The sequence below is a fragment of the Pseudoalteromonas sp. 19-MNA-CIBAN-0066 genome (assembly GCF_040308705.1).
Taxonomy (GTDB): Bacteria; Pseudomonadota; Gammaproteobacteria; order Enterobacterales; family Alteromonadaceae; genus Pseudoalteromonas; species Pseudoalteromonas nigrifaciens.
In genome coordinates this window covers 1-22048 of record NZ_JBEONZ010000025.1, presented here as the reverse complement: position 1 = coordinate 22048, position 22048 = coordinate 1, and the positions used below count along the sequence as shown (strand labels likewise).

Annotated in this window: 20 protein-coding genes and 1 other annotated feature; of the genes, 7 read left to right on the top strand and 13 right to left on the bottom strand. The window is 39.3% G+C overall.

All coding sequences use genetic code 11. From position 1 onward, the window contains the following. Positions 1–26: 26 nt before the first annotated feature. From AAEZ18_RS13570 to AAEZ18_RS13550, 5 genes are all read right to left on the bottom strand, one after another. Positions 27–1268 carry a glycerophosphodiester phosphodiesterase family protein gene (locus AAEZ18_RS13570; RefSeq protein ID WP_350549667.1) on the bottom strand — a complete coding sequence of 414 codons (1242 nt, stop codon included), beginning with the start codon at positions 1266–1268 and terminating at the stop codon, positions 27–29. A 41-nt stretch (positions 1269–1309) separates the two neighbouring features. Next, positions 1310–2164, bottom strand: coding sequence for a carboxylate/amino acid/amine transporter (locus tag AAEZ18_RS13565; RefSeq protein ID WP_011328843.1), 855 nt, complete (start codon positions 2162–2164; stop codon positions 1310–1312). Positions 2165–2256: 92 nt separating this feature from the next. Next, positions 2257–3684: an amidohydrolase family protein gene (locus tag AAEZ18_RS13560; RefSeq protein WP_086998837.1), complete on the bottom strand. Its 1428-nt coding sequence runs from the start codon at positions 3682–3684 to the stop codon at positions 2257–2259. A 147-nt stretch (positions 3685–3831) separates the two neighbouring features. Then, positions 3832–5967 (bottom strand): M3 family metallopeptidase, encoded by a 2136-nt coding sequence (locus AAEZ18_RS13555; protein ID WP_208834135.1) that lies wholly within the window; start codon positions 5965–5967, stop codon positions 3832–3834. A 218-nt stretch (positions 5968–6185) separates the two neighbouring features. Continuing rightward, positions 6186–6395 carry a hypothetical protein gene (locus AAEZ18_RS13550; RefSeq protein WP_011328840.1) on the bottom strand — a complete coding sequence of 70 codons (210 nt, stop codon included), beginning with the start codon at positions 6393–6395 and terminating at the stop codon, positions 6186–6188. Positions 6396–6584: 189 nt separating this feature from the next. On the opposite strand from AAEZ18_RS13550, the gene AAEZ18_RS13545 reads away from it, so the two are divergent. Next, complete coding sequence (locus AAEZ18_RS13545) at positions 6585–7445, top strand: mechanosensitive ion channel family protein (RefSeq protein ID WP_011328839.1); 861 nt, start codon at positions 6585–6587, stop codon at positions 7443–7445. A gap of 59 nt (positions 7446–7504) precedes the next feature. Here the strand turns inward: AAEZ18_RS13545 and AAEZ18_RS13540 are convergent, their stop codons facing one another. Beyond that, positions 7505–8053, bottom strand: coding sequence for an HdeD family acid-resistance protein (locus AAEZ18_RS13540; RefSeq protein ID WP_086998845.1), 549 nt, complete (start codon positions 8051–8053; stop codon positions 7505–7507). A 391-nt stretch (positions 8054–8444) separates the two neighbouring features. On the opposite strand from AAEZ18_RS13540, the gene AAEZ18_RS13535 reads away from it, so the two are divergent. The 5 genes from AAEZ18_RS13535 (at position 8445) to yegD (ending at position 14141) form a co-directional block, all read left to right on the top strand. Next, complete coding sequence (locus tag AAEZ18_RS13535; protein ID WP_350594133.1) at positions 8445–10682, top strand: TonB-dependent receptor; 2238 nt, start codon at positions 8445–8447, stop codon at positions 10680–10682. Further along, positions 10646–10740 (top strand) — a sequence feature (Trp leader region). It overlaps the preceding gene by 37 nt. A 63-nt stretch (positions 10741–10803) precedes the next feature. Beyond that, entirely contained in the window at positions 10804–11103 is a 300-nt protein-coding gene (locus tag AAEZ18_RS13530; RefSeq protein WP_011328836.1) for a hypothetical protein, read from the top strand. Positions 11104–11162: 59 nt separating this feature from the next. Then, complete coding sequence (locus AAEZ18_RS13525) at positions 11163–11819, top strand: HAD family hydrolase (protein WP_350594131.1); 657 nt, start codon at positions 11163–11165, stop codon at positions 11817–11819. A 32-nt stretch (positions 11820–11851) separates the two neighbouring features. Beyond that, positions 11852–12694 carry a DNA ligase gene (locus AAEZ18_RS13520; RefSeq protein WP_350594130.1) on the top strand — a complete coding sequence of 281 codons (843 nt, stop codon included), beginning with the start codon at positions 11852–11854 and terminating at the stop codon, positions 12692–12694. Positions 12695–12776: 82 nt separating this feature from the next. Continuing rightward, a complete protein-coding gene (yegD, locus tag AAEZ18_RS13515; RefSeq protein ID WP_350594128.1) occupies positions 12777–14141 on the top strand; it encodes a molecular chaperone in 1365 nt (454 codons plus the stop codon). Positions 14142–14152: 11 nt separating this feature from the next. Here the strand turns inward: yegD and AAEZ18_RS13510 are convergent, their stop codons facing one another. Genes AAEZ18_RS13510 through AAEZ18_RS13500 form a run of 3 tightly spaced genes read right to left on the bottom strand, consistent with a single transcriptional unit; the run spans position 14153 to position 16464 of the window. Then, the gene (locus tag AAEZ18_RS13510; protein WP_011328832.1) at positions 14153–14617 is read right to left on the bottom strand and encodes a methylglyoxal synthase; all 465 of its coding nucleotides are present in this window, start codon (positions 14615–14617) and stop codon (positions 14153–14155) included. 18 nt (positions 14618–14635) lie between these two features. Further along, positions 14636–15268, bottom strand: a complete 633-nt coding sequence (locus AAEZ18_RS13505) for a LysE family translocator (protein ID WP_011328831.1) — start codon at positions 15266–15268, stop codon at positions 14636–14638. 2 nt (positions 15269–15270) lie between these two features. After that, entirely contained in the window at positions 15271–16464 is a 1194-nt protein-coding gene (locus AAEZ18_RS13500; protein WP_011328830.1) for a multidrug effflux MFS transporter, read from the bottom strand. A gap of 380 nt (positions 16465–16844) precedes the next feature. Here AAEZ18_RS13500 and AAEZ18_RS13495 point away from each other — a divergent pair, with 380 nt between their 5' ends. Next, positions 16845–17318 (top strand): hotdog fold domain-containing protein, encoded by a 474-nt coding sequence (locus AAEZ18_RS13495; protein WP_089368608.1) that lies wholly within the window; start codon positions 16845–16847, stop codon positions 17316–17318. Here AAEZ18_RS13495 and AAEZ18_RS13490 read toward each other — a convergent pair whose 3' ends face one another. The 4 genes from AAEZ18_RS13490 to hppD form a co-directional block, all read right to left on the bottom strand. Next, on the bottom strand, positions 17319–17801 hold the full coding sequence (locus AAEZ18_RS13490; RefSeq protein WP_350594126.1) for a bactofilin family protein: 483 nt from the start codon (positions 17799–17801) through the stop codon (positions 17319–17321). Then, positions 17791–18954 carry a M23 family metallopeptidase gene (locus AAEZ18_RS13485; protein WP_197182108.1) on the bottom strand — a complete coding sequence of 388 codons (1164 nt, stop codon included), beginning with the start codon at positions 18952–18954 and terminating at the stop codon, positions 17791–17793. The genes AAEZ18_RS13490 and AAEZ18_RS13485 overlap by 11 nt, the downstream gene beginning before the upstream one ends. A gap of 143 nt (positions 18955–19097) precedes the next feature. Beyond that, complete coding sequence (gene fahA / locus AAEZ18_RS13480) at positions 19098–20411, bottom strand: fumarylacetoacetase (protein WP_350594124.1); 1314 nt, start codon at positions 20409–20411, stop codon at positions 19098–19100. Between the two features lie 212 nt (positions 20412–20623). Next, positions 20624–21670 (bottom strand): 4-hydroxyphenylpyruvate dioxygenase, encoded by a 1047-nt coding sequence (hppD, locus tag AAEZ18_RS13475; RefSeq protein ID WP_011328825.1) that lies wholly within the window; start codon positions 21668–21670, stop codon positions 20624–20626. Positions 21671–22048: the final 378 nt, after the last annotated feature.

Genomic DNA, 22048 nt, shown 5'->3' with positions numbered 1-22048 from the left:
CTGAGCGCGATAAAATATACGACTAGTTAAAGACTAGCAGGCATTTTATTGCAACTTGCGTAGTAGCTTACGGTTGCTGGCCAGTCGGAAAATATAGCCATTACGCCAACATCTTGCGCAAGTACATCAACTACTTTCATCATGTCGCCATCGTTATTTATTACATCAGCAATTGATTGATAATAATAGCCACCACCTTGGTTAAGTGGACCTGATCGCTCAAGGCTCCATGCAATAAGCTCTAAGCCTGCAGCTTTAGCGGCAATTGCGTATTGTGATGGCACAATATTGCTTTCGTTATCTATTTTTAACATCATCCAAATAGGCGGGGCTAAAATTTTCACCCCATTAGCAACCAGTTCATCCATGCTAGGTTGCCATGTTTGTGGACTACTTGGATCGAACCCAGCATCGCTATCGCGCCCGTCAAGATAGACACTTTGATCAGCAAAATCAGGATTGTTGTTTATCCAATATTTTACGTCATCAAGATTAAATGATTGCGGGTATACTCGCGACGCCGGTATATCCATTTGAGTGTATTCATCTAACATTTTTTGCGCGTATTGCTCTTGCGTCATGCCTTTAAAAGGCATGCTAACTTCTGGTGATTTAAGCTCAGGGGTCATTTTTACCCCGAGTGCTTTAAATAACGCAATACTTTGTTTATGCGTCATTAATGTGCCATTAGTTGCGTATAAGTCGGTGCGCCAACTAGGTGTGCCCTGCATATACTGTGCAACAGTAGTTGCTTGAATGTTTGCACCATCCATTTTGCCTTTAAGCGTTAAAAACTCGCTCAAGCTAATGTCGCTAGTACAGCACTTTGCAGAGGCGGTTACTGCGTTTTCAGCGTCGGCGGGGATAAATGGTTCGCTGCATTTAGCAGCTAATTCAGGAATGGCTAAAATATTGGTTGTGGTGTGTAAATCGCATTGTGAATGGCGACATACAAGCTCATTATCGTTTGTAAATGTAACATCGCACTCTACAACACCTGCGCCCATTCTTGCTGCAGCAGTGTAGGCTTCTTTAGTGTGCTCAGGGTACTGCATAGACGCACCGCGATGCCCAATTGAAAAGTCGGTGCGATAAAAAGGGCCTTCACTACACGATTCTAATTGTGCCTTTAAATCACCAGCGTCCATATCGTTAATTAAATAATAAGGACGCGTACCCAGTTGAGTATTTTGTTTGTTAATTAGGGTATTGCTACAGCCAGTAATTATAAAAATAAAACAGGCGACTAAAATTATTTTACCGAGCATTTAAAACAACTTTAAATTATTAAGATGCTGTAAGTGTAGCGCTATTTTATGGCACTTTTATTAAAGTATTGATTCACCAATAATGCAGCTAAAATAATTCCAGCACCAATAGCTAGCCTGAATAAATCGGCATCTCTGTTCCAAATAAGCACATTAACAATAATACCAGCAGGGATCAGTAAGTTATTCATTACCGCCAGCGCCCCCACATTTACTAAGGTAGCCCCTTTGTTCCAAACAAAATAACCAAACCCAGACGCTACGATTCCTAAATAAATAAGCACGCTCCATTGAGTTGTGGTTGTCGGTAGTTTATCGGTATTGCCAAACAGCAGGTAGCACACTAAAGCAACGCACAAAGCGCCGATAAAAAACCAACCGAACACCGATTTGTGCTCAAGAGTACTGTTACTCATTAAGCGTTTATAGGCCACTTGGCCAATGGCAAAGCACAGGTTAGCCGCTTGGACTAATAATAAGCCAAGCAAAAAGTCGCTACTTATGCCTTCATACCTAATGGCTACCGCGCCGCCAATAGCAATAATAGCAACAATAAAAAAGCGAGGGTTAAAGTGTTTTTCTAAAGCATCGTTTAGTAGGGTGATATAAAGCGGGGTCATCACTGTAAATAGTAGTACTTCAGGCACGCTTAAATATAAAAATGAGTGATAGTAAAAGCTGTACATAGCACCAAGTTGCACTGCACCAATAAGCATTAATTTTAACGCCAATGGTTTAGGAGTCTGTTTAACCTTTAAAAACGGTAAAAAGATTAATGCAGCCAGTGCAATGCGGATTAGCACACTAAACCATGCATCAACTTGGCCTGCTAAATACACACCAATTAAGCTAAACGAGAACGCCCATAATAGGGTGACGGCAAACAAGTAAGCCATGGTTTTTATAACTCCAAATAAAACAACGAGTTTAACCTAGATAATAAAAAAGGGTAATAGTCCACTTGATAAATAAGTGGACTAAAAAGTAACTATTGTGAACTTACAAATTGCTTTGCTTGTAGTTTTAAATGCTCTAGCGCTTTTTTATTGTAGTAGCGGTTATGGCTAATAACGCCTTGTAATGATTGCGTGTTACGAATATCAACTAACGGATTGCGCGCTAAAATAATAATATCTGCCACTTTACCTACCTCTAAACTGGTAAATTGCTGCGTTTTTCCTAAAAATTTAGGCCCAGCTATTGTGGCACTTTGTAGTGTTTGTAACGGGGTAAGCCCATAATCACTAAAAATAGCGAGTTCTTGATGCAACGACAATCCCGGATAAATATAAGAATTTAAAAAACCGGCGTCGGTACCTGCAATAATTGATACGCCAGCTTGCTGCACCCAAGGGAGTAATTTTGCCGTTTTTATAAAGCGCTCTTTGCGTTGTGTTATTTGCTCAGGGGTATCTTTATTTGCGCGATCAACTCGCCATTGGTAGGTGGCTTTTAATCCTTTGCCTAAATAATTTAGGTACTCGTCTTGCTGATGGTCGTTTTCATCAATGTAGGCCGTAATTTGGCCGCCAATTAAGGTAGGCACAACAGCGGTATTATTTTTTGCGAGTACGCGATATTTTTTCATTGCTGTGGCTTTGTCAACATGCTCAGTAATAATTGGCAGCGCACTGGAGTAGCTCAGTATACCTGATTTTACCTTAGCAGAAATTTCTTGTTCGTTATCGGCGGCGGCTTTTAACATGTAGGTCATATGCTCAATCGCATCAAGCCCTGCGTTTGACACATCGGTTACCGAAAGCGAAAAAGGAATATGCCCCGAAATTTGATAACCGCGCTTTTTAACTTCTTTTACTGCTTGTAAGTATAACTGTGGCGTTAAAGCGCTGTCGGTAATTTTAATAAAATCGACATTCATGGCCTCAAGTTTATCAATGGCGGCGTGCATTTCTGCGCTGGTTTCTACTTCTAAGTCGCCAGGCCAAATTGAGTCTTTACCTTCTAGCTTTGGCCCTGAGGTATAAATAGTAGGGCCTATTAATGTGCCTTGATTAATTTGCTCGCGCCATTGTAATACCGATTCACTTAAATCAGCGGCTGCATCGCGCACTGTGGTTATGCCATAGGCTAAATATAACGGCAGTAACTGTTTGTTTTCTGTTATTAGTTGCTCACCGCCGCCAAAGTGTACATGCATATCCCAAAGCCCAGGCATTACATATTGACCACTGGCATCAATTTGACTCGTAGCGCTGTAACGTAAATTTAGCTCATTGCCGCCGCGGGCTACAATAGTAGAGTTTTTGATAACAATGGATTGATTAGCCGTAATTTGCCCTGTCATCATATTAATTACATTGGCGTGGTTAATAATAATGTCGGCTTGTTGTTTTTGAGTCACTTGGTTACAAGCAGCTAAAATAAGCGTGATGGGGAGTATTAATATGAGTTTCATAGCGGCACCTGAATTTTTTATTCAGATTAACATAGTTGTTTAAAGTGGTATTTTCTTTGAGTTAAAAGGTTATAAAAGTGGGTTAAGTTAATGGCAATAAAAGAGCCCGCAAGCGGGCTCTTTAAAAGGTGTTAATTAGTTAACTAATTAGTCTACTAAACCACGGCGCTTAAGAAGTGCGTCGGTAGTTGGTTTTTGACCTCTAAATTCAATGTAGCTTTGCATTAAGTCGCGGCTATTGCCTTTAGATAGGATTTCTTTACGGAACTTATCGCCATTTTTGCGCGTTAAGCCACCGTTGTTTTCCATATGGGCAAAGGCGTCGGCTGCAAATACTTCAGTCCAAAGGTACGCGTAGTAACCTGCAGAGTAACCACCGGCAAAAGTGTGGCTAAAGTAGTTTGATTTATAACGCGGTGGTACAGGGTAGTAAGCAATACCATGTTTTTCTAGCGCGCTTTGCTCAAACTCTTCTACATCAGCTATTTTTTTATCAGAACCAAATGAATGCCATTCCATATCAAGCAATGCCGCAGCTAAGTACTCAGTAGTACCAAAGCCTTGGTTGAATTTTTGTGATTCTAACATTTTGTTAAGCAAGTCTTGTGGAATTGGCTCACCAGTTTTGTAGTGCTTAGCGTAGTTAGCTAATACAGTCGGTTCAATCATCCAATCTTCATTTGCTTGAGAAGGAAACTCAACAAAGTCACGCGCTGTTGCTGTGCCCGCTAGACTTGGGTACTTAACATCTGAGAATAAACCATGCGCCGCATGACCAAACTCATGGAACAAAGTAGATACTTCGTCAAACGTTAATAATGTAGGCTGACCTGCTGCTGGTTTTGGAATGTTTTGCGCGTTGTAGATAACAGGTTTAGTATTTTTTAAACCACTTTGTCCTACGTATGCACTCATCCAAGCACCGCCACGCTTACCTTCACGTGCGTATGGGTCCATGTAAAATAAACCAATTGCACTGCCATCAGCATTAAATACTTCAAAGGTAGTTACATCTTCGTGGTAAACCGGCAGATCTTTACGTTCTTTAAAAGTAATACCGTATAGTTTTTCCATAGCGAAGAATAAACCATTATGAATTACCGATTGTAATTCAAAGTAAGGTTTAACTAGGGCTGGGTCTAGGTTGTACTTTTCAGCACGTACTTTTTCAGCGTAAAAAGCCCAATCCCACGGTTTAAGTTCAAAACTTTCGCCAGAATCGTTAATTACTTTTTGAATTGCTGCAGCTTCAATTTTTGCTTTTTCAACTGCTTTAGGTGCAAGGTCATCTAAAATGCCGTAAACATTTTCAGTGGTTTGCGCCATACGCGAAGTCATTACATAAGAAGCCCAATCTTTATAGCCTAAAAGCTCTGCTTTTTGAGCGCGAAGGTTGGTTTCTTTAATAATAATAGGGCCGTTAGTTTTAGCCGCACGCTTAGTTGAAGCTGTAAACACTTGCTCGCGTAAGTCGCGGTTTTCTAGGCTACTTAAAATTGGCTGCTGCGTGGTGTTTACTAAAGTGATCATGTAACCGGTTTTGCCTGCTTTTTTAGCTGCATCGGCTAGGCTTGCAATTTCGCCTTCAGAAAGACCGGCTAATTTACTTTTATCGGTAACAACAATTACATCTTCTTTAAACGATTTTAAAACGTTTTGCGAAAATGCCGTTGAAAGCTTAGCAAGCTCAGAGTTAATTTCACGCATTTTTGCTTTTTCAGCGTCGTTTAATTTGGCACCGGCTTTAACAAACTGTTTGTAGTAAAAATCAACAAGACGCTGATCTTCTGCATTTAGTTTGCTTTTATTGTCGTAAATAGTTTGTACGCGTTTAAATAATGCGCCATTTAAGTAAATATCGTCTGAGTGCGCTGAAAGTACAGGCGCCATTTTCTCATCGATACGTTGATATTCACTGTCAGAAATTAATCCTGATAAGTTATAAAATGCAGTAGATACGCGATTTAATAACTCACCCGACAGCTCCATTTCAACTAACGTATTTTTAAATGTAGCTGGGGCAGGGTTGTTAGCAATTGCTAATACTTGTGCTTTATGCTGAGCAATACCGGCATCGAAAGCAGCTTCGTAATCTTTAGTAGAGAACTTATTAAATTCTGGTGCCATATATTGTAATGGGCTTGATTTGAACAATACATTGTTTGCGTTAATGTTTTGCACTTGTGTAGCGCTCTCTTTTGCCATGTTGTTTGAATCGTTTGATGTACAGGCAGATAATACTAAAACACTAGCAATAGTAGTGGCGATCAATGTTTTACGCATAGTAACTCCATAAAAATATTAGCCGAAATAGGCTGTGCGAGTCGAAAAACACAGTTAACTTATCAAATTTAGAGTTATATACAATCATGTTTATCGGTATTAAGCGGGATTTAAACGCAAATTAGCGAATAATAGAGGAAAAGGTGGGTAAAAGTAGCTCTAAATATAAACGTTTGAGCTACTTAGTTAAGTAAATAAGCAAAAAAAGTATCCAAATTTTAATTGTAACCTAGTACAAATTTTTTATCAGAGCTAAAGTTTACCGGTTGCTGTTGGCCAAATTCTTGATTAATAGTTGCCAGTGCTTGTTCTTGTTGAGCGAGTAAAGATAAAATTTTATTACGGTATTCGAGGCTAGTTTCAAATAAATTAAGGTCAACCTGCGGCTGCAAGGTTGCTAGTTTTTGAGCTAAAGTTAGTTGCGTCATAATGTTATCTCCAGTGCAAGTACACTATTTATATAGCACTAAGTACCATAAAAGGTTAGTTGATTGTATAAATTGATTTTATTCCCCTAATATTATGACGTGCTAAACTTAGCGAACCCTGAACCAGTTTTACTTTTATTTTAGACACACGTTTATAGAGCGGTATCTTCTTACTTATTTGGATAATAAATGACACTAGAACAATTAAATCAAATGCTTGCTTTTGTACTTTTTAGTTACAACGATGTGCAAATTACAGTGGTAAAAGTAATTCAGATCCCATTGATATTATTTACTATGTGGTTTGTGGTTACTCGTATTGGTAAGTTAATAAAAAAATCATTACTTAAACGTAAAATGAACCCTGATGCGGTGCTATTGTTTACGCGAATTTATTTTATTTTAAGTATCGCAATTTTAATTTTCACTTCTTTAGAGGTGTTAAATATACCGCTTACCGCTTTTGCTTTTGTATCGGGTGCTATTGCGATAGGTGTTGGTTTTGGTGCGCAAAATATCATTAATAACTTTATTAGTGGCTGGATATTAATGTGGGAGCGACCAATTCGTATTGGTGACTTTTTAGAGGTGGGCAATGCTAAGGGCGTAGTTGAAACGATAAACACTCGCTCAACCCGTATTCGCCGTAACGATGGCGTACATATGCTAGTACCAAACAGCCAATTATTAGAAAACACAGTAACTAATTGGACGCTAATTGATCGTAATGCACGTACCTCGGTTAATGTGGGTGTAATGTATGGCTCAGATGTTGAATTGGTTGAAAAACTGATGCAACAAGTGCTTGCAGATCATCCGGCAATATTACCCACCTTACCAAAAGCGGTGTTGTTAGATGACTTTGCTGAAAGCGCGATGATGTTTAGTGCTTATTTTTGGGTGTATGCAGAGTCTGAAACGATGTTGCGCCAAGTTCGCAGCGATATTCGTTTTAGTCTTTATAAGCAGTTTAAGTTAAATAATATTAAAATTGCCTTACCACAACGTATTATTCATATTGATGATAAAAAATTCAATACGCCACTGTAATTAGCACCCATTAAATATAAAGAAAAGTGGCTTAGCATTTTGGTGCTAAGCCAACTGAATTAGCGGCTTTGATTTAATTTTTTTAATTTAAGCGCTAAACCAACTATAAGCGCGCCAAATACTATAGCGTATGCAGCAACTAACCAAAGCAAGGTTAAAATGCCTGCACCTGGGTTAAATACTAAGTACAGTCCAAATATTATAGAAATAAAACCACTAATAATTAAAATCCATTCGTTACTAATTTCATTACGTAACTTTTGGGCTAAAAATATTTCTACTACACCAATTGCAATCGCCCACGCAGCAACATAATAAAGTAACAATAAGGCGGTAAGGTTTGGTGCAAGTAAAGTGACAAAAGCGGCAATAATACTCAGTAAGCCACCAATTAATAATAGCATCCAAAAGGGATTTGATTTTTTTGATGTTATGGCAACCCAAACTCTTAATATGCCATCAAATAAAAAGTAGCCAGCAAAAACTAATAACATAACTTGCAACGACGCCTCAGGTGCAAACCAGGTTATTAAACCAAACAGTATGGCTATAACACCACGAAGTAAAAGTAACGACCAGTTTTTGGTGAGTGTATTCGTAAGATTCATTTTAATCCTTAAGTAAATAGTATGAGCGCCCAGATAAGGTAGCTATTGTTATTAGCAGGGTCAAACAAGTTTAATATCAAGTCTATATAGCATAACTTTAATTTGAAACAGGTCAAATGTCCGCTATTTTTGTTTTTTAAAGGGTTTATTTTTAATTATTTTAAGAGATGTATTTTTTGCACAAATTGTTTTTTTTATGTTTCTTTTATGCAGTAAAAGAGCGTCAGGGTGTTATAATATTAACCACTCATTCAGCCTCTTTAATTCGTTTTGCACTCTCGAGAAAGAGGTCCGCGTAGCGTATCGCGAAAAATTGCCTGAGTCCGCTATTGTAAGTGGCGCAACACATCAACCGTTGAACAAGAGTGCACTAAAAAGGTTAATCCCCGACATGAAAGCAATGAAAAGATCTACGTTAGCAACCCTAGTAAATGCAGCGTTACTCTCTGCCGTAGCAGGCACTTCATTTTCTACTATTGCTGCTGAGCAAGCGCCAGCGGTAAAGAAAAATCAATTAGAAGTTATTCAAGTTACTGCTCGTAAACGTGTAGAAAATGCACAAGAAGTACCAGTAGCTGTTTCTGCACTGCAAGGCGATAGCTTGGATGCTTACAGCTCTGCTGGTATGGATATTCGTTTTATGAATGCGAAAATCCCAAGTTTATCAATTGAGTCTTCATTTGGTCGTTCATTCCCACGCTTTTATGTACGTGGTTTAGGTAATACAGATTTCGATTTAAACGCATCACAACCGGTATCATTGGTTGTAGATGAAGTAGTACAAGAAAACGCTATTTTAAAAGGCTTTCCAGTATTTGACGTTTCACGTGTAGAAGTACTACGTGGACCACAAGGTACTTTGTTTGGGCGTAACACGCCTGCGGGCCTTGTTAAATTTGATTCAGTAAAACCAAGCCAAGAATTTGAAGGTTACGGCTCGGTATCTTACGGTAGCCGTGGCGCTGTAGATTTTGAAGGTGCGGTAGGCGGTGGTTTAACTGACCGTTTATCAACGCGTGTATCAGTACTGTGGCAAGATAAAGACGATTACATTGATAGTCGTGCTCCAGGGTTTGAACAAAAAGACGCGCTAGGCGGCTACACAGATAAAGCAGCCCGTATTCAGTTTTTATACGAAGGCGATGACTTCACTGGTTTATTTAACTACCACGTGCGTGATATGGACGGTAAACCAATTGCCTTCTTTGGTAATTCTATCAAGCCAGGTACTAACGATTTAGTTGATGGCTTTGAAAATGACGTGGTTTACCACGATGCGGCATCACGTGCGACGCAGCAAGTTGAGTCAGAAGGTGCGAGCTTAAAGCTTGAGTGGGATTTTAATAATCACACATTAACCTCTATTTCGGCGTGGGAAAGTGCAGAAATATATTCTCGTGCAGACATTGATGGTGCTTATGAGGCTGGTTTTAGCTCAGCAGAAAGTGCTGATGGTATTCCTGACCACGATCAATACACTCAAGAGTTACGCTTATCAAGCAACTTTGCTGGCGATGTAAACTACCAAGTAGGTGTGTTTTACTTTGATGAAGCGCTGACAATTGAAAATTTCAGCTATGATACGTTTTCATCACCTGCAGGTAATGAAACCGGTTATGTAATACAGCAACAAGATACAAAAGCATGGGCGGTATTTGGCTCAGTTGATTACACGATTAGCGATGATTTAAAGGTAACTGCAGGTCTGCGTTATTCAGACGATGAAAAAGAATTTTCTGCAAACCGTACTCAAAGCCCAATTGGTGCTGGTCCGCTATCTAGTGGACTCATCAATGTAAGTGATGACCATATTAGCTGGGATATTTCAACAAGCTATAAAGTAAATGATGACGTAAACTGGTACACACGTATTGCTAATAGCTTCCGTGCACCTAGCTTACAAGGGCGTATTTTATATGGTAATGATGTAACTACCGCAGAAACAGAAACGGTAACCTCATACGAAACAGGTATTAAGTCAGACGTACTAGACGGTCAAGGCCGTGTTAACGCCACTGTTTTTTACTACACAATGAATGACCAACAGTTAACAGCTGTAGGTGGTGGTGCTAACTTTAACCGTTTGTTAAATGTTGATAAAACCACAGGTTATGGTTTTGAGCTAGATTCTGAGTGGGTGTTAAGTGATGAGCTAAATGCTACATTCAACTTAAGTTATAACAAAACTGAGCTTAAAGATGACACGCTTAGCATAGCAGCTCCAAGCCGCCCAACGTTGACAATTACTAACCCAGTAGTAAATGGTAAAGTATTACTCGATGGTAACAGCTTACCGCATGCTCCAGAGTGGATTTCTAACTTCACATTACGTTATACCAAAGAGCTAGCTGATGGTGAATTCTTTGCTTATGGCGATGTTTCTTATCGTAGCAAAATTAACTTTTTCTTATATGAATCAGTTGAGTTTGAAGGTAAGCCGCTTGTTGAAACTGGCTTACGTGCCGGTTACGCATGGGCAGATGGCGACTATGAATACCAAGTGTCAGCATTTGTGCGTAACTTATTTGACGAGCAACAATCTATTGGTGGCGTAGACTTCAACAATAATACTGTAATGGTTAATGAAGAGCGTTACGTTGGTGTAGAGTTTAAAGTTAACTTCTTTTAAGCTTAAACACTAATAGTAAAAATACTACAGAGCCCGCTTTTATAGCGGGCTTTTTCGTTTATATTCATTAATATTACTGCTAAAGTAGCGTTAATTGATTTGCAAAATAAAGAGATGAAAAATGGCTGGATTTTGGAACTACCGAGTGATTTTTTGTGAAGCCACAAAAGATGAAGCAGCGCAGTATCAAATACATGAAGTAGAATATAACCTTAATGGTAAAGTAACTAATTGGTCTGAAACCGGAGCAGCTCCTTTTGGTACATCGCTTGATGAATTAAAAGCTGATTCTGAGCGATTAAAAACAGCGTTTGAAAAACCTGTTTTAAAAGTGGCGCGTAAAGCGCGTGGTTATGAGTTGGTTGATGTTGAAACAGGTGAAGAGGCCACTGGTGAGCCACCGGCGGGTTTAACGGAGTAATTTATAAACATATTAAAGGCGCTTAGGCGTCTTTTTTAGCGCTGTGATAAGGAATAAAAATGACTTTAAAAGCAGTATTATTTGATATGGATGGCACGTTAGTCGACTCTGAGAGCATGCACTTTGCATGTTGGAGCCAGGTACTTGCGCCATTTAATGTAAACTACGAAGAGGGTGAGTTTTGTCAGCGTTTTTTGGGGCGGCCAACGCTCGAAGCTGCAAGTGAAATAAAGCAACAGCATAACTTATCGGTTAGCAGTGACTATTTAGCCGATGAAAAATACTGTTTATTTGCACAATATGTAAAAACCAATTTACCAGCACTAATGCCTTTTGCAGAACAAGCATTAATAGCGGTTAAAAGCAGCGGCTTAAAAATGGCGTTAGTAACAGGCAGCGCTCGCCACGAAGCAGAACCAATATTAAAAGGGCTTGGCTTTTATGATCTATTTGACGCAGTAGTCACTAAAGATGATGTTATTAATCCAAAGCCAGCCGGAGATCCTTACTTATTAGCACTCAAGCAGATAAATGTAGCTGCTAAAGATGCCATTGCAGTAGAAGATACCTTTACCGGAGTAACTGCAGCAAACAACGCCGCTGTAAGTGTTGTGGCGATTGCTAATAGCCATACGCAAAACCATGACTTTAGCCAAGCCAGTTACCGTATGGATGATCTGCAAGAGTTTTGGCAATGGCTGCAATCTCAACTATAGTTTAAGCCACATTACCTTGCTTGGACGCGCTGATGTTTTATATAAAATTAATTACTTTAATCACAGCAGTACTTTTTAGCTCTATTGTGAATGCAACATTGCCCAAGGTGCTGCTTGCTAAAGTGTATGATGAAACTAAGCACAGCGATGTAAGTAACTATTTAGTTAGTGAAAAGTTTGATGGTGTAAGGGCTATTTGGACAGGCAAACAGTTTGTTACCCGACAAGGTAATGTAATAAACGCGCCTGAATGGTTTACAGCACCCTTACCTAAAGTATGGCTTGATGGTGAACTGTGGACTAAACATCAGCACTTTGCGGTGCTCAGTGGCATTGTGCGCACTAAAACTCCCAATAATCATGATTGGCAAAGTATTACGTATCAAGTATTTGATATGCCTGATGCAAACGTGCCTTTTAGCCAGCGCTACAGCAATTACAGCCACCTTGTTGCTGGTTTAAATTCACCTCATATAAAAGCTATAAAGCAGCATCAGTTTACTAATAACCAATTATTAACTAACTATTTTAAAAATATAACAGCGCAAGGTGGCGAAGGCGTTATGCTGCATTTAGCAAGCGCAAAACATGCCGATGGGCGCAGCGATGCGCTATTAAAATTAAAGCCCTACTTAGATGCAGAGGCAATAGTGATTGCATACCTACCGGGTAAAGGTAAATACCAAGGCATGTTAGGAGCGTTAAGAGTAAAAACACCGCAAGGGCAACTGTTTTCAATTGGCACCGGATTTAGCGATGCCGAGCGCGAAAGCCCGCCAGCATTGGGTAGCACCATTACTTATCGATTCCATGGTTTAACAAAAAATGGCTTACCTCGTTTTGCTAGTTTTTTACGCGTGAGAGAGTCACTCTAACAGTTATTCAGCCCTATATGAGTATATATTTATTGCTAGGTATGCTAAATTGCGCGGCCTTTTTAGTGATGTATGGTGATATATGTTTGTTGGTTTTGATTATGGTAGTTCTAATTGTGCTATGGGTGTAATGAACGAGGGTAACGTTCAATTAGTGCCGTTAGAGCAAGGAAAACATTACCTACCTTCAACACTTTATACCCACCATAGTGCGTTGGTAGTTGACTATGTTGCCAAGCATTTACAAGGTAGCAGCGATGAGCTTGCGTTTAAAACCCAGCGCCAAGCATTGCTAAATTCATTACCACGAATTAAATCTGACTTAGATTTACACCCCACAGACGAAACCTTATTTGTTGGTCGCGAAGCAATTAGCGAGTATGTGCAATTTCCTGAAGAGGGTTATTTTGTTAAATCACCAAAATCATTTTTTGGCGCTACAGGTTTAAAACAAGGACAAATTAACTTTTTTGAAGACATTGCCACCGCAATGATTTTAAAAATAAAACAACGTGCTGAGCAATCACTAAGCAAAACGTTAACCCAAACCGTTATTGGTCGTCCGGTTAACTTTCAGGCGGTAGGCGGTGAGGAGTCAAATCAGCAAGCAATTGGTATTTTAGAGCGCGCTGCAAAACGTGCCGGCTTTAAAGATGTAGCATTTTTATACGAGCCACTGGCGGCCGGTATTGATTACGAGAGCAACTTAACACAAAACCAAAAAGTACTGGTTATTGATATTGGTGGCGGTACCAGCGATTGCTCGTTTGTGCAAATGGGGCCAAGCTTTCGGGATAAAAATGACCGTGACGCTGACTTTTTAGCTCACAGCGGTAAGCGTATTGGTGGAAACGATTTAGACATAGCTTTAAGTTACTATGGCTTGATGCCGCTTTTAGGCTTAGGCAGTACGTTTAAATCAGGGCTACCTTTGCCTAATCAAGCTTTTTGGCAAGCCTGTAAAATTAACGATGTAAACTTACAAAGCCAATTTTATAGTGCTAACCATTATAGAGAACTTAGCGCACAATTGCGTGATGTAAGCGCGCCAGAGCTATTTAAACGATTAATACATTTGCAGCAAAATAGGCAAGGGCATCAATTAGTACAACAAGCTGAGGCTGCTAAAATAGCATTAACTTCAGCCACTAATTATAACTGCGATCTTAGCTTTTTAGATGCGTCATTAAGTAAAGATGTTTCAGTCAGTGATTTAGCATTAGCGGTAGATGATAGCATTAGCCAAATAGTCACTTTAGCGAAGCAAGCTATAAATGATGCAGATACTACGCCTGATGTTATTTATTTAACCGGAGGTAGTGCACAGTCGCCTCTTATTAAAGCAGCGCTTAGCCAACATTTAGGCGATATTAAAATGGTTAATGGCGATCACTTTGGTAGTGTAACCGCCGGTTTAACTAAATGGGCTAGCATGCTTTACAGCTAAGCCATTAAATATTAAATATCTATTTGTCGGGTTGCTAAATACTTTTCGTAATCTGGCAAGGTGCGCTCAAGCTCAACATTCATTAATGGCGAGCTTAGGAGCATGTCAGCACTTACTTCATTACAAGCTACTGGTATGTTCCACACTGCCGCTAAGCGTAGTAGTGCTTTTACATCTGGGTCGTGGGGTTGCGATGCCAGCGGGTCCCAAAAAAACACCAGCATATGTATTTCATGCTCAGCAATTTTAGCCCCTAATTGCTGATCGCCACCCATTGGGCCGCTAAGCAATTGAATTACATCTAGCCCTGTGGTTTTATTGATTAAATGCCCTGTGGTGCCTGTGGCATATAATGTATGCTCGCTCAGTGCGTTTAGGTGTTTTATACACCATAATTTTAAAGCCGCTTTTTTACCATCGTGCGCTACTAGTGCAATATTTTTTTTAGCCGGTAGCGATTGTATTTTTTGGTCCATAAAAAATTCTTTTTATTGTTAAAGTAATAAGTTAATAGCAAGGGCAATGAAAACAATGCCGGTGATCCTATCTATCCAAGTTTGGCTATTTGGGTTATCTCTAAAAAAGCGCGCAATTTTATCGCCAAAATAAATATAAGCGCAATCAATCGGAAAAGCAAAAAGCGGATACAGCAAACCAAAAAAGGCGAGCTGAAAAGTAGCCGAAGAAAGTGCTGGATCAACAAATTGTGGAATAAACGCGATAAAAAATAATGCCACTTTAGGGTTAAGTACTTCGGTCATCATAGCTTGAAACATTACATTTTTACTTTTCTTCGTAGTTATATGTGGTTTGTCTGATTGCTCAATAGGCTCTTTTATAAAAGTGCTTTTAAGCATCATTATCCCTAAGTAGCACAAATAAGCAGCGCCTGCATATTGCACTGCACTATAAGCTACCTCAGAGGCTTTAAGTATGGCGGTTAAACCAACAACAGCAAAAAATGTATGTACTACTCCACCGAGAGCAAAACCAAACGCACTTTGCATTCCTGCCGTACGGCCATTAGCAAAGGTTTGTGCCATTAAAAAGGCATTAGAAGGCCCTGGGGCCACCGCAATTAAAAAGCTAGCCAGTAAAAAAGAAACTAAAAAATCAGGGTTTATCATGATCAGCCTTGAGTTGGGTGTAAAGCATGTCCTTTTTTACTTATTAAAATAAGCCAAAGAGGAAGTAACAATAGTAAATGAAAGGCTATTAGCCATGGTGTAGTTAACCCTAAAAACTGTGTTGCAAACACTAATATACTCGCACCACTCATTTGCATTGCGCCAAGTAGCGCTGAAGCGGTTCCGGCTTGTTTTGCAAAGCGAGAGAGTGCCATACCAGCTGCTGAGCCTAAACTTAAAGCAAAACCAAGTGCAGCAATAAGCATAGGTAACATAAGTGCCAGCGCGGTTTGTATGGTGCTAAGCGCAAGCATTAATAACCCCGAAAAAATCAATAAACCAACCCCAAGACGCAAAGCACGCTGGCTATTATTTTTAATATACATAGGCGCTATAAAACTCGCCACAATGCTACATACCGCATTGAGTGTAAACCAAAAAGTAAAGTCAGCAACTGTACCGCCTAAGTGAGTAATTAACCAACCCGGCGCAAGTGTTACGTACACCAGTATTGCCGACATTGCGACCATACAAAGTAAGCTATTAAATAAAAATATAGGAGTGCTAATAATGGGCATAAAACGGCGTAAATCTAAAATATGGCCTTGATAGTAGCTGTCTGCTGGGCGTGTTTCTTTAAAAAATAATAAGGTTATAACTAAGCCAAAAATGGCAAAAAAAGTTAAAAATAAAAAATTCATCCGCCAGCCAAACTGCACGGTTAACCATGCCCCTAAAATGGGCGCTAATGCTGGAATAAAACAAATAATACCATTTAAATAAGTGATCATTTGCCCACTTCGCTGTGCACCGTATTTATCACGTACTATGGCAAAAGCAACCACAAAAGTGGCACATGCTCCTAATCCTTGTAAAGCACGCGCGAGCAGCAATATATTAAATGAAGGAGCGTAATAGGCTAACAAGGCAGAGCCCGCATACAGGCTAATACCAATGACAGCGACCGGTTTACGACCAAACTTATCGGCAAGGGGGCCTGCAATTAATTGCCCTAAGCCTACAGTGAGCATAAAAATAGCAACACTTTGTTGTACTTGCTGCTCTGAAACAGCAAATTGCTCAGCAATAGTTGGAAATGCAGGTAGGTAAATATCAATAGCCATAGGGCAAAAAATAACGAGTAACGCTAATATAAGTAATAAAGTTAAGTTTGGTTTAGCGGGCTGTGTTTGCATTAGTTCTCCTTTTGTCGCGTATTTTAGGGGGGGACTAATAAAAAAGAAAGGGCTTATGACCCTTAGTATCGTCGACATTGATATTTTTTAATTTAAATAACATGAACTCTGGGTAATAAATCTATCTCAAGCAGATATTTTCAGCGCTAACTGCGCTGAATTTACTTGCAATAGATCAGCAGTTGACGCGTAAATTCGCCTTATTGTCACTGAAAATCACTGGTTAGAAAAAATAAATTTAAATATAACTATGATTCAATACGTTAGTAAATCTCTTCACCAAAGTTAAGGTTAAATAGCTAAAAGGGACTTTTAAAGACACTACCTCAAACTGGTCTGATGTGTTACTTTTACAAAAGAATGAACGATGGAAAATAATAATGAGCAATAAATCTTCAGTTTTAACAGCATGGCGCATTGTTAAAAAGCTACCCTTTGGGCACTGGCTATTTACTAAAATAGTCTGTTTTAAAGCGCCATACTTTGGCTCGATGAAGCCTTACATACTTAATTTAAAAGCAGGACATTGTAGTGCGCGGGTTAAAAACCGGCGTAGGGTTCATAATCACATAGGTACAATACATGCAATAGCGCAGTGTAATTTGGCCGAGTTATGTGCTGGAGTGATGGTGGATGCCACGGTACCGGTTAAAACTCACCGTTGGATCCCAAAAGGTATGACGGTACAGTATTTAGCTAAAGTAGATACCGATGTAACCGCTATTGCAGAGATTGATTTACCGCACCAGTGGCTAGATAAAGAAGACTTAGTGGTGCCAGTAAAATTATATAATACCCGCAATGAACTAGTATTCACTGCAGATATTACTATGTACATTACAGCTAAAAAGTAACTAGCTTTTTTTAGGGGCTTGTTTATTTACGAATGACAAGCCGATATCGTCCTCGTTAATTAATGGTTTTACATCGCTCACCGGCTTTGACTCATCATTAATGAGTGTTAAGTTTTCTTTTTCAAAGCGCTGTTTTAAATTACCTTCAATAATTGCACCAGCTTCTATACTAAGCGTATCGTGAAAAATATCACCATGCACATGAGCGTTATTTTTAATGTTAACTTCACTGGCATTTAATGAACCAATTATTTTGCCCTTAACAATCACGCTTGTCGCTTCAACAATACCCTCAACTACGCCTGTAGTGCCAATTACTATATGAGTAGCTTTAATGTCGCCATCAATGCGGCCATCAAGTTGCACTTCACCTTGGCTTATTATTGACCCGGTAAGGCGCATATCTTCTGAAATAATAGAAGGAGCGTGATTAACGCGTTTTAATGAAGCGTTATTTGTTACTTGCTTTTTTTTACCAAACACGAGAGAGCGCCTTTGTTATTTTAAGAGGATTGACATGCTTGCCATCAATAAGCACTTCATAATGTAAGTGAGTGCTGGTACTTCTGCCGGTGCTGCCCATTAAGCCTATTACATCGTGCTTAGTGACTGCTTGGCCTTTTTTTACTTTAACTTTATTTAAATGACCAAAGCGAGTGACTAAGCCATTTTTATGTTCAAGTTCTATAAAGTTACCATAACCGCCATTGCGCCCAGCGCGCAGTACAGTACCGTCGGCAGGAGCAAATATTTCAGTTTTATGCCAGCCGGCTAAATCAACGCCCTTATGAAAGGCGCGGCGACTATTCATTGGATCTTTTCGCAATCCAAAGTTGCTAGAAATATAATACTTTGCAGCTGGCAGCGGTAAGGTATTAGGCAGTTCATTTAAAAAGTTTTCTAAATTATTTAGTAGTAATAATTTATCGGCAATAGCTAAAAATGTGCCAGGAATTTTTGCTTCATCGAATACATCTAACGGACCACCTTGAGCGGTTGTTTGCTCGCTTAATGCTAAATGTTGCGCTAATGCAGACTCTAGCCCTGCACCTTTAAGCATGGCTAAAATGGCGTTATGACGTTGGGTAATTTGACTTTCAAGCGATAAAAAATTTTGCTCGTAGTATTGATTTAGCTGTGCATAGCGAGCAGCGAATGTACTAGGGAGCGTATTTTGCCCCTGTTTACTTTGAGCGCTGTCATCGACTAAAGGTTCATGAAACTCGCTTTGCTCTTCTTCAATAGGAGATTCAAGTTCGTCACCCAGCTTTATAACATCTTTACTAAGAGAAGCAGGAAGAGATTCGATCATGCTTTGGAGTAAAGCTTGTTTTTGTTCAAGCTCAGCTAATTGTGCTATTTGTTCGTCATGGCGTGTTTTTTGCTCGCTGACTTGCTGTTGCCATTGTTTTTGCTCATCGAGTTGAGTTTGCTCAATATCTGATATTTTTGTAGTTTGTGAGTAAACCCGAAAGCTCGAAATACTTACCCAACTAAGAGTAACTAATACAAGTAATACGATAAAAACTTGCAGCCAAGGCGCCAAAACCACATGCTTAACTTCACCATTTTGGCGAATAAGTAGTTGACGAGAGGGAAAAAACTGTTCAAAAAAAGACTTTATAAATATAGGCATGACACATAAATACTGGCTATTAACCAAGCTAAGATAGCAATTTGAGTTTAAAAAGCTAGAAAAAAATTGTAACTATGACTGAATTAATAAAAAAGGACGGCAATAAATGCCATCCTTTTTAGCAAAACAATTTATTCTTTAAATTATTTTGCAGCGAGTACAGTACTCTCTACACAGCCAAAACCAATGCGTGCGTAACCTTCTTTTTCACACCAGCCACGCATAATAACGTTATCGCCGTCTTCTAAAAAGCTACGTTGTTGGCCATTGCTCAGCGTGATTTTTTCTTTACCACCACGAGAAAGCTCAAGTAACGAACCCGCTTCTTCATGGGTTGGGCCAGATTGCGTACCCGAGCCCAGCATATCACCTGGCATAAAGTTACAACCATTCACAGTATGGTGCGTTACCATTTGCGCAACTGTCCAGTATGAGTGCTTAAAGCTTGAGGTTGATACACGCGTTGGTGTATGACCTTCATCACGCATTTGCTGAGTTTGAATTTTTACATCCATTTGAATATCAAACGCGCCTTGTTCACGGTTCGCTTTAGATTCTAAATAATCCAATGGTTGTGGATCGTTTTCATCTCGTGTCCAGCTTGTTCTAAATGGTGCTAGCGCTTCAGTTGTCACTATCCAAGGAGATACCGTTGATGCAAAGTTTTTAGCTAAAAACGGCCCTAACGGCTGATATTCCCACGCTTGTAAATCACGTGCTGACCAATCGTTAAATACACAAAAGCCAAATACATGGTTTTCAGCATTTTCAATCGCTATAACATCACCTAACGCGTTACCTTTACCTAAGTAAATACCTACTTCTAGTTCATAATCAAGGCGTTTACACGGGCCAAACGATGGTACTTCAGCATCTGGCGCTTTGGTTTGGCCTTTAGGGCGATGAAATTGTTGGCCCGATACACCAATAGATGATGAGCGACCATGATAACCAATAGGTACCCATTTATAGTTAGGTAGTAGAGGGTTGTCTGGGCGAAACAAGCTACCCACAGCAGTTGCATGGTAAATAGAGGTGTAAAAGTCGGTGTAATCACCAATGCGACACGGCAATGCAAACTCAATATCAGCCTGTGCAATAAGCGCTTCGCTTAATTTAGCCTGATGCTCAGAGCCTTCACGCAGCGCTTTAGATAATGCTAAACGCAGTGCTGACCAATATTGCTGCCCAAGGCTCATAAATTCATTTAATGTTGTGTTACTTGCAGCAGCAATGGCTGTTTGCGCATCACCACTAAAAATAGCGAGTTCATTTAGTTTTGCTAAATCGATAACCTGATCGCCAATAGCGACAGCGCCACGAAAAGCTTCGTTGCTATTTTTACGACGAACTTCAGCAAAAGGTAGATTTTGAATAGGGAAGTCGCAATCTGCAACGTTTGCAGAGGCTACCCAGCTTGTTAAATTTATATCATGGGTTTCGTTAATTAAACTCATTACATTTCCTTTGGTTTAGTTGGTCGTGCTAATCAGTATAAATATCAATTTATTAAATAAGCATATAAAGATTAAAAACATCTATTATTAACAGCTTATATGGTGATGAATAGCACGATTTAAACAGACAGAGTAGAATTGTTACTCAATATCAGCGTAAAACGACAAAAAGCAGCGAGTTACGCTGCTTTTAAAATATAAATGCTAACTACTTATAAAACGCCACGGCGCTCTTGGTCGCGTTCAATTGATTCAAATAGTGCTTGGAAGTTACCTTCACCAAAGCCACCATCGTCAACTCGCTGAATCATTTCAATAAAAATAGGACCAAATAGGTTTTTAGAGAAAATTTGTAGTAAGTAACAGTTTTCACTTTGGCTATCTACTAGAATTTGATGCTCACGAATTTTTTCTTTGTCTTCAGCAACCCAAGGTACACGGTCAAAAATAGTATCGTAGTACTCAGGAATAATATCTAAAGTTGCAATAGTCGATTTATCAAGCTTATCAAGTGAGCTTACTAAGTCGTCAGTTAAAAATGCTAAATGCTGTACGCCAGGGCCATTGTATTCACCAAGGTATTCATCGATTTGGTTATTATCGTTGCCTTTACCTTCGTTAATAGGAATAGAGAAAGTGCCACAAGGCGATTTAAGCGCATACGAAATTAACGCTGTTTTTTGGCCTTTAATGTCAAAGTAGCGTACTTCAGTAAAACCAAATACATCTTTATAAAAGTTAGCCCATTTTTCCATGGTGCCTTTATAAACATTATTAGTTAAATGGTCGATGCGAATAAAGCCTTTATCGTCAACCACGTTTTGCTCGGCTAGATCTTCAAAGTCTTGTGCGTAAATAGAGCCTTTTTCGCCAAATTGCTCAATAAAGTAAATTAAGCTGTCGCCAATGCCATAAATTGCAGGGTAAGGTAAATCTTTATTTGCCGAGTCGGTTGCTGGTTTTGCACCGCGCTCTACCGCTGCTTCAAATGCTTTTTGTGCATTCTCTACTCGCCAACCCATAGAACAAATAGCCGGGCCATGATCTTTAGCAAACTGTGCCGAAAAGCCATCACGCTCGTTATTTAATAAAAAATGAATATCGTTTTGATTGTAATAAACAATGTCTTTACCTTTGAATTTTTTTAGCTTTGAAAAGCCAAAGTCGGTAAATACTTTATCCATGTAATCTGCATCAGGTGTTGCATATTCGGTAAATTCGATACCAACTAAACCTAAAGGGTTATTTACTTCACTCATTATCATTACTCCCGCAATTAAGCACTGCGATTATTTGTTGTCGTATTGCTGTAGATGATTAACTAAATTTATACTTTGGGGAAGAGGGCGTTGTTATTTAGTAAACAGCGCGTGTGTAAATTTTATAGGACGGTTAGCAGTAAGTTACTTTTTTGCTGAGTGCTTTAAATACGCGTATGTATTAAAACGTTTGAATAAGTGCGGTATTTTAAGTTTTAGCTATTGATTTTGTTGTGGTTTATTTTTTATAAAGAGATTTAAGCTAACTTAAATCTCTTTTTTTACTCTAGTAAAAACAAGGTTTTTTGTTTGCCCAGCGAAGCTGGCAAACCCGATAGGCTGAAAGATGCCTTATCACCCTGACTAAGGGGAAGATAA